Genomic DNA, 15,658 nt, shown 5'->3' on the forward strand with positions numbered 1-15,658 from the left:
TCAAGGACTGATATTGATATGATGGAAGTACTAAGAGTGAGGTGGTTGGATGGTCACAAGGATACGGGCGATTTATGAAAAAGCTGGTTTTAGAGTCTTCTCATTTTCGATGATTTTTTTGATAGGAATCATTCTTTTCAGTTTTCTGTACAGCACTATTAAAGGTGATACATATAATATTGAACTCTTTCAATTATCGGATGAAACAATCCGGTCATCCAAAACGGTCGAAGATCCCGTTAAAACCGAACTGGAAAGGCAACGGGCTGCCGCAGAGCTGACACCAAGTTACAAATTCAATGATGAACTCGCAACCAATCAAGCCGCTGTAATTTCTTCATTATTTGCCTATGTACAAGATGCGAAAAGCATGGAAGCCGAGGGTGAAGATGGCAAAGAACCGGCTGAACTGCAGGACATGGTAACTGAACTGCGGGAAACGACCCGTTTGATGGAGATGAGCGAAAATGGCTTGCGGCTTACAGATGATATGCTTCGTTCATTGTTGACCTTATCAGATGCGCGCCTCATAGAAATACAGCAAGAAATCGAAAGTCTCATTGAGAATGTTTTAGCGTCTCCAGTCAGGGAAGATGATCTTACCGCAAAGCGAAATGAAGTTGAACAGATGCTCCGGAATAATGAGGAAATTCCGGCATCCGTCCTTCAGGCAGCGGTAAATATCGGCAGATTCGGCGTCATGGCCAATGAAACCGTTGATGAGAGTCTGACAGAAGCACAGCTCAAGCAGGCGCGTGAAAGTGTGGAGCCCACTAAGATCCTGCAGGGGCAGGTTCTTGTACAGGAAGGGCAAGTAATCGACAGGGAAGTCTACCGTCAATTGGAACTTGCCGGTATGACCGACAACCAGACTGATTTAAAACCGGCATTAGGTCTCCTGCTGTTTGTGTTGATTGTAATGGGGCTATTATTAATAGTAGTGCTGCGCTCTAAAGAATCCGAACAAAAGAAAATGACGGCTTTATTGGTATTGGCAGCGACAGTGACAATAAGTTTGACGCTGATGAAATTGCTTAATGCGGTCAGCAGTAATTTTGATGTGGAAATATCGTTTCTTTTCCCGACCGCTTTAGCGGGCATGATCGTCCGTATGCTGATTAATGAAAGAACCGCTATTTTAGTGACTTTCATCACCGCTGCGAGTGCGGGGCTCATCCTGCAAAATTCATATTCACCGATCCTGCAGATGGAAGTTGTGTTGTACATTATTTTTGGCGGACTAGCTGGCATCTATTTGATCGAACGCGACGATCGTCGGGCAAGACTTTTGCAGACGAGCCTGTTTGTCGCTGTAGTCAATGCCCTTTTCATCGGTTTTTATCTGCTGATTTCGCAAAGCCAGTATGATATGGCTGAAGTCGGGTTTTACTTTACAGCGGCAATTATTTCGGGATTATTATCGGGTGCTTTAACCATCGGATTGCTGCCGTTTTTCGAATGGGCATTCGGATTGATTTCGCCGATGCGGTTAATCGAGTTATCCAATCCGAACCATCCGCTTCTCAAAAAAATACTGACAGAAACTCCGGGAACTTACCACCACAGTGTCATGGTGGCTAACTTGGCGGACGCTTCCTGTGAAGCGATTGGTGCAAACGGCCTTTTGGCGAGAGTTGGCTGTTATTACCATGATATCGGCAAAACAAAGCGGCCGCAGTATTTCATTGAGAATCAGGTGAATATAGCAAATCCTCACGATTCACTCCCACCTCAGACAAGCCGGGACATTATTCTAGCGCACGGTGCTCAAGGAGCGGAAATGCTGAGAAAATACAAGATGCCGAAAGAGATTATTGATATCGCTGACCAGCATCATGGAACCAGCTTATTGAAGTTCTTCTATTATAAAGAAAAAGAAAAGAATCCAGCTGTTAAGGAAGAAGATTACCGTTATAATGGACCGAAGCCCCAAACTAGGGAGAACGCGGTCATTATGGCCGCGGACAGTATTGAAGCGGCGGTCCGTTCAATGAAGGAGCCGACATCAGAAAAGATAAAAAAATTGGTGGATTCCATAATTGAAGATAAACTGAAAGACGGGCAATTTGATGAATGCGATTTGACGATGAAGGAATTGAAGACCATCAAGAACGTCATGTGTGAAACGCTGAACGGTATTTTCCATACCAGAATCGAGTACCCGAAAGATAAAGAGTAAAAGGAGGTTTTCGGCATGTTAACCATCGACTTTATGGACGAAACCGAAACGTTGAAAGAAAGCGATATTCAATTTGTGGAGAAAATCCTTCAGCATGCAGCAACTGAAGAAAATATTGAGGACGCGGAGGTATCCATCAGTTTTGTAACCAATGAAATGATCCGTGATATCAACCGTGAATACCGGGATAAAGATCAGCCGACGGATGTTATTTCATTTGCTATGGAAGAGCCAGGTGAAGGGGAAGTCGCGATACAGGGAATAGACGAACCAAGAGTACTGGGTGACATCATCATTTCACTGGACCGTACCAAAGAACAGGCAGCCGATTATGGCCATTCTTTCGAGCGTGAATTAGGTTTTTTGGCAGTCCATGGATTTCTGCATCTCCTTGGCTATGACCACATGAACGATGAAGATGAGAAGAAAATGTTCGCCAAACAGGACGTGATTTTGAATTCGCTCGGCATCACGCGTGATGGCTATGAAGGCAATTAGGTTTTTCCGTTCTTTCGTGTTTGCCTATGCCGGCATCCGGGCTGCTCTTAAAAGCGAGCAGAATATCCGGTTCCACTTTACAGCAGCTGTCATCGTTGTGATTGCAGGTCTGTTGACAGGATTATCCGCAGTCGAATGGATGGTTATCGCCCTGGTGATCGGGGGAATGCTCGCTTTTGAAATGTTCAATTCTTCAATGGAAAGAATTGTGGACCTCGCCAGTCCTGATTTGCATCCTTTGGCCAAGCAGGCAAAGGATATGGCAGCAGGCGCCGTTTTGGTATTTGCGATTGCAAGTGCTATAATTGGATTATTAATATTTTTACCAAAATGGTTTTAATCTTTATAGAGGTGATTGAGATGGAAAAAGAACAATTATTGGAACAAGCAATAGCGGCACGTGATAACGCATATGTGCCTTACTCAAAATTCCCCGTTGGCGCTGCCTTGCTGACTTCAGACGGCAAAGTCTATCTGGGATGCAATATCGAAAACGCCGGTTATTCCATGACGAACTGCGCAGAGCGCACAGCGATGTTCAAAGCTGTTTCGGAAGGTGACCATACATTTACAGCATTGGCTGTTTCAGCTGATACGGAAGGGCCGGTTTCTCCATGTGGCGCATGCCGCCAGGTACTGGCTGAATTCTGTGATCCGGATATGCCGGTCTATCTAACTAATCTAAAAGGCGATGTTCAGGATACGACAATCAGCGAACTATTGCCGGGAGCTTTTACACCGGAGGATCTTAAATATGCAGCAGGAAAATAACGGCTTCAAATCAGGTTTCATTTCCATCATCGGCCGTCCGAATGTCGGGAAATCGACGTTCCTTAACCGTGTGGTTGGCCAAAAAATTGCGATCATGAGCGATAAGCCGCAGACTACGCGCAATAAAGTCCAGGGTGTCGTAACGACCAATGATAGCCAGATGGTTTTCATCGACACACCAGGGATCAACGAACCTCGCCATAAACTGGGCGATTTCATGTTGAAAGTCGCTAAAAACACCTTCCGCGAAGTGGATGTGCTGTTGTTTGTCGCAAGTGCGGCTGACCGCATCGGCAAACAGGACCGCTACGTCCTTGATATGCTGAAAGGCATTGAAGTGCCGGTATTCCTGGTATTGAATAAAATCGATCAGGTACATCCGGACGATCTGCCGAAGATTATTGAGTCTTACCGCAATGAGTTCGATTTCGCGGAAGCGATTCCGATTTCTGCTTTACAGGGCAATAATGTGGAAAATCTGCTTGCCAAGATTTCAGAACGTCTGCCGGAAGGCCCGCAGTACTATCCGGCTGACCAGGTCACGGATCATCCGGAACGCTTCATCATTTCTGAATTGATCCGCGAAAAAGCGCTTCACCTGACGCGGGAAGAAATTCCTCACTCGATCGCTGTGGTCATTGAAAAGATTGCACCAGATGAGGAAAATCCTGAAATGGTCCGCGTTCAGGCAACCATCATGGTCGAACGTGATTCACAAAAAGGCATTGTCATCGGCAAAAAAGGTGCTTTACTGAAAGAGATCGGTTCGCGTGCCCGCCAGGATATCCAAAACCTGCTGGGGTCAAAAGTCTATTTAGAACTATGGGTGAAAGTGCAGAAAGACTGGCGCAATAAATCCCTTCATTTGCGTGATTTTGGATTCAGAGACGATGAATACTAAGGAGTAGTCTCCATGCAGAGTCAATTAGAGGGTATCGTCATTCGTACGATGCCATATGGTGAAAACAATAAAATTGTCACCTTGTTCACCCGCGAAGCAGGGAAGATCACCTGCATGGCGAGAGGTGCCAAAAAGCCCGCAAGCCGGCTGGCTGCCATTACCCAGCCTTTTACGCACGGTACTTATTCAATTTATAAAGGTAAAGGAATGGGCACGCTGCAAGCAGGCGATCAATTGGAATCGTTGCGCCATATTCGCGAAGATATCATGTCGACGGCCTATGCGAGCTACGTTACAGAACTCGTCGACAGGCTGACGGAACAGGATGAGCCGCAGCCGGGCATCTACGAGATGCTGTTTCAGGCGCTCCATGCAATCGAAGAAGGCTATGATCCTGAGGCGATTACTTTATTCGTCGAATGGAAAATGCTGCAGACGGCTGGTCTTGCCCCGACGCTGCACGAATGTGCGAATTGCGGGGCGACGGAAGGGGAGTTTGCTTTTTCTTTTCAGGAGCTCGGCTTCCTTTGCCATCGCTGCTTTCATATCGATCCTTATATCATCCGCTTGAGCCCTGCTCTTGTGAAATTAATCCGTACTTTCTATTTTGTGCCGATTGAACGTGTCGGTTCGCTGACACTGAAAAAAGAATCGAAATCATTATTGAAGCAGATTGTCCGTACGATTTATGAAGAACAGGCCGGAATCCGGCTGAAGTCGAGAAAATTTCTGGAGCAGCTTGAACGCACTCCGGAGTTTTTGCCGAAGAAAGAAGACCCGCCAAAAGACGAATAGTCTTTGGCGGGTCTTTTGCTAGTTGTGAAAGATAAAGTATGTAAAACCGATATTCCGCAAAACAGCTGCGCTTTCCGGGGGCTCGCGCTGAGCTAACTCGGGCTCGTTACACTTCGCCCGAGTGGATCTCAGCACTTCGCTTGGTCCCCCAGGAGTCTTCGCTGTTTTGCTCCATCTCTCAGTTTGCTTTCTACTTAAGAAGAATCTTTCGTTTTTATTATCTGAAGAAGCTGATTCTTCGTTTTACACAAAACCAAAATGAAGCGTCAGGCGGCGACTCCAGCGGGAACAAGAGCGAGTCCTGAGACCCCGGAGCGAGCAAGGCGAGTGAGAAGGCTCAGGCCGCTCCCCGCGGAACGCGTCCGCCGAAAGCGAAATGATTGGAGAAGCATCAGCTTCTCGAAAGCTTGAAAACCCACCAAGACGAATAGTCTTTGGTGGGTCTTTTTCTTTTTTTCTTCATTAAAACTGAATATGCTTTTCAATATATGCCTGTACTTCAGCGATCGGCATGCGCACCTGTTCCATGGAATCGCGGTGGCGCACAGTTACTTGGCCGTCTTCGACTGAATCGAAATCATAAGTGACGCAGAACGGTGTACCGATTTCATCCTGGCGGCGGTAGCGTTTACCGATAGACTGGGATTCATCGTAATCAACCATGAAATGCTTCGCCAAATCAGCGAATACTTCAGTAGCGCCTTCAGCCAGTTTCTTGGACAAAGGAAGGACAGCGGCTTTATAAGGAGCCAGTGCCGGGTGGAATTTCAATACGGTGCGCTTGTCGTCATTATCAAGCTCTTCTTCGTGGTAGGCATCAACAAGGAAGGCAAGGGTGACACGGTCAGCACCGAGTGATGGTTCGATGCAATAAGGGACGAAACGTTCGTTGGTGATCGGATCGATATAATTGAAGTCTTCACCCGAATGTTCCATATGGCGCTTCAAGTCAAAATCGGTGCGGTCAGCGATGCCCCATAGTTCACCCCAGCCGAATGGGAATTTATACTCTATATCGACTGTCGCATTCGAATAATGGGAAAGTTCATCTGCATCGTGTTCGCGAAGACGCATATTATCTTCAGACATGTTGAGGTTCAACAGCCAGTTTTTGCTGAAATCGCGCCAATACGCGTACCACTCCAAGTCTTCACCCGGTTTGCAGAAGAATTCAAGTTCCATCTGTTCGAATTCACGTGTGCGGAATGTGAAGTTGCCCGGTGTGATTTCATTTCGGAAACTCTTGCCGATCTGTGCAATCCCGAAGGGCATTCTTTTGCGCATCGAGCGCTGTACATTTTTATAGTTAACGAAAATCCCTTGAGCCGTTTCAGGACGCAGGAAGATTTCGTTTGTGGATGCTTCTGTGACACCCTGGAAAGTCTTGAACATCAAATTGAACTGGCGGATTTCCGTGAAATCATGTTTGCCGCAGACAGGGCAGTCGATTGCATGTTCTTCGATCAATTCAGCCATTTTGTCGAATGACAGGCCGTCTACGATCATTTCGATTCCTTTGGCATCCAAAGCCTCTTCGATCAATTTGTCTGCGCGGAGGCGTGATTTACAGCTCTTGCAGTCGATCATCGGATCATTGAAGTTGCCGACGTGGCCGGAAGCGATCCATGTTTTTGGATTCATCAGGATTGCGGCATCAAGTCCGACATTATAAGGCGATTCCTGAACGAATTTTTTCCACCATGCTTTTTTGATATTGTTTTTCAGTTCGACGCCAAGCGGACCGTAATCCCACGTGTTTGCCAGGCCGCCATAAATTTCTGAGCCCGGAAATACAAAGCCTCTGTGTTTTGCTAACGATACTACATCTTCCATTGACATAAAAATTACCTCCATAAAATAAAAAATCGCACACGTCCCGGACATAAAGTCCGAGGACGAGTACGTTATGACCCGCGGTTCCACCCCGATTGGCTGCTGTTGCAGCCCTCTTAAAGAAATATGGCTCCAGATTGCCTTTTCCTGCCGATGCGGGCTTACACTGTCCCCGCTCGCTCCTGTGGCAGTACTTATAGATCTTTCATTGCCTGTTATAGAATCTTAAAGTATTGTACCACGCTAAACTTTTCTTCGCAATATCGCTCTAATTAGTATATAATAATCATCATTGAGTATAACACATATTTTGAGGCGGTGAGTCCGATCGAACTCAATAAAAGACAAGAAGAGATATTGCGCATCGTCAAAGGGAATGGTCCGATAACGGGTGAGCAAATAGCTGAGCGCCTTCATCTGACGCGTGCAACATTGCGGCCTGACCTTGCCATTCTGACTATGGCTGGATTCCTGGACGCACGTCCTCGGGTCGGCTATTTTTATTCAGGCAAAAAACCAGGCCATGATGTGACCGACACGATGAATAATATGAAGGTCAAAGACTTCCAGTCGATTCCAGTTGTTGTCAGGGAAAATGTCAGTGTCTATGACGCCATCAGCCAAATGTTCCTGGATGATGTGGGCACATTGTTTGTCGTGGATAAAAATTCCTTGCTTACAGGCGTTTTATCCCGCAAGGATTTACTGCGTACAAGTATAGGCAGCCAGGATTTGACAGCCATTCCCGTACATATCATCATGACAAGGATGCCGAATATTACGTACTGCTTTAAAACCGATTCCCTGATCCAAGTGGCGAACCGGTTGATCAATCAGCAAATTGATGCGCTGCCGGTCGTTGAAGAACTGGCGAATGGTTTGAAAGTCGTAGGGCGCATAACGAAAACAAATATTACCCGGGCATTTTTGTCCTTATCCGAAAGCCATGAATTATGAGGTGAATATTAGATGAATCTACTGCGAGTATTCGTGATTTCCGATTCAGTGGGAGAAACAGGAGAACTGGTGGCTAAAGCTGCAGTCAGCCAGTATCTGAATCCTGATCAAAATGTCTCCTTGAAACGGTTTCCATATATCGATTCAATTGACCAAGTGAGAGACATCATTCATATGGCAGCAGATCAGCGTGCTTTTGTTGTTTATACACTTGTCTCAAATAAATTGCGTGAATTTATTGTGACTGAAACTGCAAGACTTAGTGTAACTGCAGTGGATTTGATGGGGCCATTGCTTGATGCGCTGAAAGTGGAGCTGAACGCTGAACCGCTTGAAGAGGCGGGACTGGTAAGAAAATTGGATGATGATTATTTCAAAAAAGTCGAAGCCATCGAGTTTGCGGTGAAATACGATGACGGCCGTGATCCAAGAGGGATCCTGATGGCCGATATTGTACTGGTGGGTATTTCGAGAACATCGAAGACTCCGCTTTCACAGTACCTGGCACATAAACGCCTGAAGGTAGCGAACGTCCCGCTGGTTCCAGAAGTGGATCCCCCGGAAGAATTATTCAGAGTGGCTCCGGAGAAATGCTTCGGACTGGTCATTTCCCCTGAAAAACTCAACCACATTCGAAAAGAAAGACTCATTGCCCTTGGTTTGAACGACGATGCCAACTATGCAAAAATCCAGCGCATCCATGAGGAAATCATTCATTTTAACAAAATTGTCGAGAAGATAAATTGTGAAGTGATTGATGTGACAAATCGGGCTGTTGAAGAAACTGCAAACCTGATAATGAGCAAATTGAAATAAACCAAGTAGAAAAGCCGCCTGGAAAGGAGGTTTTTCTGCTTTATTTGTGGATTTTTCTTTAAAAGAGTTTTATAATGAAGAATTGTGGCTAAAGCAATAAGATAGACTAAATTGATTCCTTCACATTTTTATTGAAACATGAAGGAATTTGCCGCTGTATCTCGAATTAAGTATGTTAAGCAAAAAAAGATGGTGATAATTGTGTCCAGTCGGATACCAGAAGAAGTGATTGAACAAATCCGCTCTTCTGCGGATATTGTGGATGTTGTCGGTGAATATGTCCAATTGACCAAAAGGGGCCGAAACTGGTTTGGACTGTGTCCATTCCATGGTGAAAGCACCCCGTCGTTTTCCGTCACATCCGATAAACAGATTTTTCACTGTTTCGGCTGCGGCGCTGGCGGCAATGTTATAACATTCCTGATGGATATCGAAAACCTTTCTTTTCAGGAAGCTTTATCGAGACTAGGTCAGCGGACAGGGCATGAGATAGAAATCAGCGCATCATCCGTTTCAGCGGAGGCACCGTCTAAAGCTGATAACCGGCTTGTGAATATGCATGAGTTTGCTGCTGATATGTATCATCATATTCTGTTGAATACAGAAGAAGGGCAAGCGGCACTCGATTATCTCGAAAATCGGGGATTTACCCGGGAGATGATTGAAAAATACCGGATCGGCTGGTCATTGCCGGAATGGAATTATATGTCGTCTGCCTTGCAGAAAAAAGGGTATACAGAAGAAGAGTTGACTTCAAGCGGACTTGCGATCGCCCGTGAACAATCCGATGGTTATTTCGATCGGTTCCGTGGCCGTATCATGTTCCCGATTATGAACGAAACCGGAAAAACCATCGCGTTTTCCGGCAGAATTATGGAAAACACGAAACAGGAAGCCAAATATATGAACAGTCCTGAATCGCCTGTTTTTCAAAAAAGCCAGGTCCTCTATAATTTTCACTTGGCGAGAGGTTCAATTCGCAAGAACAGGAAAATCGTTCTTTTCGAAGGGTTTATGGACGTTATAGCAGCGGGCAAAGCGGGAGTCGATAATGCGCTTGCGACAATGGGAACATCCCTGACCGCCCAGCACATCCGTATTATGAAACGTTTTGCGCAGGAAGTCGTCATATGCTTTGACGGCGATGACGCCGGATGGGAAGCAGCGAAACGTGCTGCTATTGCGCTGAATGAAGAAAAGTTCAAAGTGGAAGTTGCTGTATTGCCTGGGAAAATGGATCCGGATGATTATGTCCGCGAAAACGGCAGCGAAGCTTTTAAGGAACAGATCATTGGCAAGCCCCATGCATTCATTGCTTTTGCCATGATGCACGCTAGGCGCCATAAGAATTTCCAGTATGAAAATGATCTGCTCCAATATATTCAGGAAGTCCTGCAATTATTGGCAGGGCGGTCAACACCACTGGAAAGGGATCTTTATATTAAACAATTATCCACCGAAACAGGACTGTCCCAGGAAGCGATTTTGCAGCATTACCGCAAACTGGAGAACAAGTCAGTTGAAAGGAACCGTCCGGAAGCGCCTGTACAGGCAGTAAGGCGTGAACCTAAAAAGGTCACATCATTGCACCGGGCAGAACGTCTCTTGCTGGCGCATGCGCTGGCAGACGCTTCCGTCATGGATAAACTGGCTCAGCAGGACGGAATTCCTTTCATCAGTGAAGAGTTCCAGGCAATTTACGTGCAATTGCTCGGTTTTTATGAAGAATGGAATAAAGCGGATTTCCACAAGTTTCTCGAAACGCTCCAGGACCCGGAACTCCGGAAATTGGTGATGGAAACCGCCCTTTCAGAACGGGACCCAGACCATCCTGATGAAGAAATTTCCGATTGCCTGAAACATCTGGGCAAGCATCGGATAGAGCAGGAAATCTCATTGAAGATACAGCAATCAAAAGAAGCGGAAAAACAGCATGATCTGAAGCGTGCTTTGCTTCTTGCCCAAGAAGTGATTGCTTTACGAAAGTCGCTATAGTTTAATTCCGGTTTTTAAAGGAGGAAGTCGAATGGCTGAAAAGTCTGATCGCCAAAATGAAGTTGAAGCAAGTAACGTACCATTGACTACTGAAGGTCCGGAAGTGAGTGTCGAGGAAGCTAAGAAACAATTAATAGAGGCCGGCAAAAAGAGCGGTGAACTTAATTACGAGCAAATTGCTGATAAATTAGCGGTATTTGAGATGGAGTCCGACCAAGTGGAAGAGTTCATCGATCAATTGGAAGGCCATGGCATTGAGCTCGAAAGAAAATCAGATGATGAAGAACATTTGGATCGCCTGATGAAACCAACTGAGGAAAAATTCGACCTGAATGATTTGAGTGTTCCTCCAGGCGTAAAAATCAACGATCCTGTCCGTATGTATCTGAAAGAAATCGGCCGTGTCGACCTTTTGAAAGCAGAAGAAGAAGTGCGTCTTGCGAAACTGATCGAGCAAGGTGATGAAGAAGCTAAAAAACGTCTCGCTGAAGCGAACTTGCGTCTCGTTGTAAGTATTGCCAAGCGTTACGTTGGTCGCGGCATGCTGTTCCTGGATCTCATCCAGGAAGGGAATATGGGCCTTATCAAAGCAGTTGAGAAATTCGACTACTCAAAAGGGTTCAAATTCAGTACCTATGCTACATGGTGGATCCGTCAGGCGATAACCCGTGCAATTGCTGACCAGGCCCGCACAATCCGGATTCCAGTGCATATGGTTGAAACCATCAATAAATTAATCCGTGTTCAACGTCAGTTGCTTCAAGATCTTGGCCGTGAGCCATCACCGGAAGAAATCGGTGAAGAGATGGATCTTCAACCGGAAAAAGTACGTGAAATCCTTAAAATTGCCCAAGAGCCAGTATCTCTTGAAACACCGATTGGTGAAGAAGACGATTCGCATCTTGGTGATTTCATCGAGGATTCTGACGCACAGTCGCCGTCTGACCACGCTGCTTATGAGCTCTTGAAAGAGCAGCTCGAAGATGTCCTTGATACATTGACGGATCGTGAAGAAAATGTCTTGCGCCTGCGTTTTGGACTTGATGACGGACGTACTCGCACACTTGAAGAAGTCGGTAAAGTATTCGGTGTAACACGCGAGCGTATCCGCCAAATCGAAGCCAAAGCTCTTCGCAAGCTTCGCCATCCATCAAGAAGCAAACGTTTGAAAGACTTTTTAGAATAAGCACCGCCGTTTCTCATGTATATATGAGGAACGGTTTTTTTATTTTCATAGGAAACCTTGTCATTTTCACCTTATCTATTGAGTTTGACGGAATTTTAGCTATATAATGAATATTGTAAGCGTATTCAGATTAAAGGGGATGTAAAAAAATGAATTTCGATTTAACGCAAGAACAACAGATGATTAAGAAAACGATGAAGGAATTTGCCGACAAGGTTGTGGCTCCAGGAGCTGTCGACCGGGACAGAAGCAAGGAATTTCCGAAAGAAATTTTCAAACAGCTTTCCGACATGGGGATGATGGGATTGCCGTTTGATGAAAAATACGGCGGCGCTGGCGCCGATACGACTAGTTTTGCAATTGTCACCGAAGAATTGAGCCGTGTTTGCGCTTCTACAGGAATCACTTATTCCGCTCACATTTCACTTGGCGGAGCACCGCTTAATCTGTTCGGCACGGATGACCAGAAAGAAAAATACCTGGCTCCGATTTGTTCGGGTGAATCATTCGGCGCGTTCGGATTAACAGAACCAAATGCCGGATCTGATGCTGGCGGAACTGAAACGCGTGCAATCGAAGACGGGGATGACTGGGTTATCAACGGTTCGAAAGTATATATTACAAACGCCAGCCATGCGAAGCATTTGGCGATTACAGCAATTACAGGAATGAACGACGGCAAGAAAGAAATCAGTGCAATCATCGTTCCGACAGATGCTGAAGGTTTCACTATCATTGATAATTACGAAAAGATGGGTCTTCATTCGTCGAATACGACTGAGCTGGTCCTTGAAAATGTCCGCGTGCCAAAAGAAAATCTATTGGGTAAACGCGGAGATGGCTTCAAACAATTCCTGGTAACGCTTGACGGCGGACGTATCGGGATTGCCGCAATGGCGGTCGGGATTGCGCAAGGTGCTTTCAACAAAGCTTTGGCTTATTCCAAAGAGCGCAAGCAATTCGGCAAGACGCTTTCCGAATTCCAGATCACCCAATTCAAATTGGCTGATATGGCAATGAAGATTGAATTGGCTCGGAACATGGTCTATAAAGCTGCATGGCTGAAAGATCAAGGCCGTCCATTTACAAAAGAAGCTTCCATGGCAAAACTTTACGCATCTGAAATTTCGATGGAAGTGGCAGATGAAGCGATCCAGATCCACGGCGGCTACGGCTACATGAAAGAATATGAAGTGGAGCGCTATATGCGTGACGCTAAACTTCTTGAAATCGGTGAAGGTACTTCAGAAGTTCAACGTATGGTCATCGCGAGGCAAATTGGCTGTTAAATTACTGAATTTGTCACAAACAGTTAAAACTTCTCCGTTATGTCTTTCGGTTTCGGGCATAATACAGTACAATAATGAATGATACGAATACTATCATTTGCAGAACTTGAAGAGGGAGGGGTAACGGATGCAAAAAAATGCAATTGTACCTTATATCTTAATCATGGCTTTCGGTATCGGCTTGATTTTCTTCCTATCATTGGAAGGCGTCGGCAACGAAGCTGAAATTGCTGAAGAACACGCAGCTGAAGGAAATGAAGAGGCAGGAGCAACTGGAGAAGATGATACTGCAAGTGCAGGAGAATTTGACCCGGAAGCTAAAGCGCAGGAAAGCTGTATTTCATGCCACGGTTCAAGCTATGAAGGCGGAGTTGGGCCATCATTGATTGATACTGAAATGTCTCAAGAAGAAATTGAAGATGTCATTGCAAACGGTAAAGGCACTATGCCACCAGGCTTAGTTGAAGCTGATAACATTCCAGCAATGGCTGAGTGGGTACTATCACTCGGAGAATAATAGCAAAAAACCCTTAGTTCTTCTGGAGCTAAGGGTTTTTCTGTCAAATGGAGGATTTTGGATGAATGCGCAACAATTATCGGAAAGATTAAAACGGGTGGCCGCTTATGTTCCTAAAAAAGCAGTACTGGCTGATATCGGCAGTGACCATGCCTACCTTCCGTGCTATCTGGCTTTAAATGGCGACATTCAAAAAGGCATTGCCGGTGAAGTTGTTAAAGGCCCTTTTGAATCAGCAAGAAACCAAGTGCGTCAGGAAGGTCTGAGCGACGTCATCGAAGTCAGGCTGGCAAATGGACTGGCGGCAGTTGAATCTGCTGATGGTGTAACAGCTGTGACAATAGCTGGCATGGGGGGGCCATTGATCGCTTCCATATTGGATGACGGCAAAGAGAAGCTGGCAGGGGTCGAGCGTCTGGTCTTGCAGCCGAACGTCCATGCCAAAGCGATTCGTGAATGGGCAGCCGCAAATGGATGGTCAATTATTGGAGAAGAAATACTGAAAGAAAACGATAAAATCTACGAAATACTTGTTCTAGAACCTTCTTCGTCTCCAGTCTCCTATAATGAGCAGGAACTCTTGATGGGGCCTTTCCTCATGACTGAAAAGTCATCAGTGTTTATGGAGAAGTGGGACAGGGAAAGTTCACAGTGGAAACGGATCCTCCTGACGATGGAAACAACTGAACAAACTGTAGAGATCCTCGCAAAAAAACAGGAGCTTATCCATAAAATTCAGTTAACGGAAGAGGTGCTGCATGGTGAAAATACCTAACGGCCAGCAAATTATCGAGGAGTTTGAAAAATGGTCTCCGAAGTATCTGGCAATGGAAGGAGATCCAATCGGTTTGCATGTGGGGACATTGAATAAAAAAGTAGAGCGGGTTCTCGTGACACTTGATGTCAACGAATCGGTGGTGGATGAAGCAATCAGTAAAAAAGCTGAACTGATTATTGCACACCATCCACCGATCTTTCGTCCCTTGAAAAATCTTCAGACAGATTTTCCACAGGGTAAACTGATGGAAAAGCTGATTAAGCATGATATTGCCGTTTATGCTGCCCATACCAATCTTGATGTGGCTGACGGTGGCGTCAACGATCTTTTAGCGCAGGCATTAGACCTTCAGAACACGAATATACTTGTCCAGACATATGAAGCGGAGTTAGTTAAAATTGCTGTTTTCGTGCCTGAAAGCCATGAAGAGCAATTGCGGGACGCACTTGGCAAAGCCGGCGCGGGAGCAATTGGCGACTACGAACATTGCAGTTATACGCTGTCAGGTACAGGACGTTTCCGGCCGACAGCAGATGCTGATCCGTATATCGGGGAATCAGGCAAAATGGAAGTGACCGAAGAGTCGAAAATTGAAGTGGTGGTCCGTAAAGCGGAAAAAGACCGCGTTATTCGCGCTATGATTGCCGCACATCCCTATGAGGAAGTTGCATATGATGTATTCACTTTGGAAAATAAAGAGCTGCCGATGGGTTTGGGAAGAGTGGGAACCTTACAGAAAGAAATGACTCTCCGCAATTTTGCTGAATTTGTGAAAGAAAAACTCGATGTGCCATTTGCCAGAATGGTTGGCAATGGGGAAGACAAAGTGAAGAAAGTGGCGGTCCTGGGAGGCGATGGCAATAAATACATTTCACAGGCCAAACGTTCTGGAGCAGACGTCTATGTTACCGGCGACATGTATTTCCATACAGCGCAGGATGCACAAGCCATCGGTTTGAATATTGTCGATCCTGGTCATCATGTTGAGAAAGTCATGATCCGTGGCGTAGCCGACTATCTGGCTAAGCATACAAAATTACAATGTGAATTTATTCCTTCAGAAGTGGATACGGAACCATTTAAATTGATATGACAAAAAGCGCCATTTCTGCATTTTGCAGAAATGGCGCTTTCGCTATTAGT

15 protein-coding genes are annotated in these 15,658 nt (G+C 45.6%); 14 read left to right on the top strand and 1 reads right to left on the bottom strand.

Annotation, left to right across the window (positions count from 1 at the left end; genetic code table 11):
- The first annotated feature begins 49 nt into the window (after positions 1-49).
- The 6 genes from AC2Q9J_RS08010 to recO are packed head-to-tail and all read left to right on the top strand — an operon-like array spanning position 50 to position 5,144.
- Positions 50-2,179 carry an HD family phosphohydrolase gene (locus AC2Q9J_RS08010; protein WP_499038790.1) on the top strand — a complete coding sequence of 710 codons (2,130 nt, stop codon included), beginning with the start codon at positions 50-52 and terminating at the stop codon, positions 2,177-2,179.
- Positions 2,180-2,194: 15 nt separating this feature from the next.
- Entirely contained in the window at positions 2,195-2,677 is a 483-nt protein-coding gene (gene ybeY / locus AC2Q9J_RS08015) for an rRNA maturation RNase YbeY (RefSeq protein ID WP_499038792.1), read from the top strand.
- Positions 2,664-3,017, top strand: coding sequence for a diacylglycerol kinase family protein (locus AC2Q9J_RS08020; protein WP_499038795.1), 354 nt, complete (start codon positions 2,664-2,666; stop codon positions 3,015-3,017). The genes ybeY and AC2Q9J_RS08020 overlap by 14 nt, the downstream gene beginning before the upstream one ends.
- Positions 3,018-3,037: 20 nt before the next feature.
- Positions 3,038-3,448 (top strand): cytidine deaminase, encoded by a 411-nt coding sequence (locus AC2Q9J_RS08025; RefSeq protein ID WP_499038798.1) that lies wholly within the window; start codon positions 3,038-3,040, stop codon positions 3,446-3,448.
- Positions 3,432-4,349 carry a GTPase Era gene (gene era, locus AC2Q9J_RS08030; RefSeq protein WP_499038800.1) on the top strand — a complete coding sequence of 306 codons (918 nt, stop codon included), beginning with the start codon at positions 3,432-3,434 and terminating at the stop codon, positions 4,347-4,349. The genes AC2Q9J_RS08025 and era overlap by 17 nt, the downstream gene beginning before the upstream one ends.
- A gap of 12 nt (positions 4,350-4,361) precedes the next feature.
- On the top strand, positions 4,362-5,144 hold the full coding sequence (recO, locus tag AC2Q9J_RS08035) for a DNA repair protein RecO (protein ID WP_499038802.1): 783 nt from the start codon (positions 4,362-4,364) through the stop codon (positions 5,142-5,144).
- A 462-nt stretch (positions 5,145-5,606) separates the two neighbouring features.
- On the opposite strand, the gene AC2Q9J_RS08040 is transcribed toward recO, so the two are convergent.
- Positions 5,607-6,983 (bottom strand): glycine--tRNA ligase, encoded by a 1,377-nt coding sequence (locus AC2Q9J_RS08040; RefSeq protein ID WP_499038806.1) that lies wholly within the window; start codon positions 6,981-6,983, stop codon positions 5,607-5,609.
- A gap of 312 nt (positions 6,984-7,295) precedes the next feature.
- On the opposite strand from AC2Q9J_RS08040, the gene ccpN reads away from it, so the two are divergent.
- The 8 genes from ccpN (at position 7,296) to AC2Q9J_RS08080 (ending at position 15,608) form a co-directional block, all read left to right on the top strand.
- Positions 7,296-7,934 carry a transcriptional regulator CcpN gene (ccpN, locus tag AC2Q9J_RS08045; RefSeq protein ID WP_499038808.1) on the top strand — a complete coding sequence of 213 codons (639 nt, stop codon included), beginning with the start codon at positions 7,296-7,298 and terminating at the stop codon, positions 7,932-7,934.
- 12 nt (positions 7,935-7,946) lie between these two features.
- Positions 7,947-8,750 carry a pyruvate, water dikinase regulatory protein gene (locus AC2Q9J_RS08050; RefSeq protein WP_499038811.1) on the top strand — a complete coding sequence of 268 codons (804 nt, stop codon included), beginning with the start codon at positions 7,947-7,949 and terminating at the stop codon, positions 8,748-8,750.
- 201 nt (positions 8,751-8,951) lie between these two features.
- Positions 8,952-10,745 carry a DNA primase gene (dnaG, locus tag AC2Q9J_RS08055; RefSeq protein WP_499038813.1) on the top strand — a complete coding sequence of 598 codons (1,794 nt, stop codon included), beginning with the start codon at positions 8,952-8,954 and terminating at the stop codon, positions 10,743-10,745.
- A gap of 31 nt (positions 10,746-10,776) precedes the next feature.
- The gene (gene rpoD / locus AC2Q9J_RS08060) at positions 10,777-11,931 is read left to right on the top strand and encodes an RNA polymerase sigma factor RpoD (RefSeq protein ID WP_499038815.1); all 1,155 of its coding nucleotides are present in this window, start codon (positions 10,777-10,779) and stop codon (positions 11,929-11,931) included.
- A 149-nt stretch (positions 11,932-12,080) separates the two neighbouring features.
- Positions 12,081-13,220: an acyl-CoA dehydrogenase gene (locus AC2Q9J_RS08065; RefSeq protein WP_499038818.1), complete on the top strand. Its 1,140-nt coding sequence runs from the start codon at positions 12,081-12,083 to the stop codon at positions 13,218-13,220.
- Positions 13,221-13,347: 127 nt separating this feature from the next.
- Positions 13,348-13,737 (top strand): cytochrome c550, encoded by a 390-nt coding sequence (cccA, locus tag AC2Q9J_RS08070; protein WP_499038820.1) that lies wholly within the window; start codon positions 13,348-13,350, stop codon positions 13,735-13,737.
- 61 nt (positions 13,738-13,798) lie between these two features.
- The gene (locus AC2Q9J_RS08075; RefSeq protein ID WP_499038823.1) at positions 13,799-14,512 is read left to right on the top strand and encodes a tRNA (adenine(22)-N(1))-methyltransferase; all 714 of its coding nucleotides are present in this window, start codon (positions 13,799-13,801) and stop codon (positions 14,510-14,512) included.
- Complete coding sequence (locus tag AC2Q9J_RS08080) at positions 14,496-15,608, top strand: Nif3-like dinuclear metal center hexameric protein (RefSeq protein WP_499038825.1); 1,113 nt, start codon at positions 14,496-14,498, stop codon at positions 15,606-15,608. Before AC2Q9J_RS08075 ends, AC2Q9J_RS08080 begins: the two co-directional genes overlap by 17 nt.
- The last annotated feature ends 50 nt before the right edge of the window (positions 15,609-15,658 follow it).

The organism is Planococcus sp. RAB007_Raresut, from assembly GCF_057369535.1.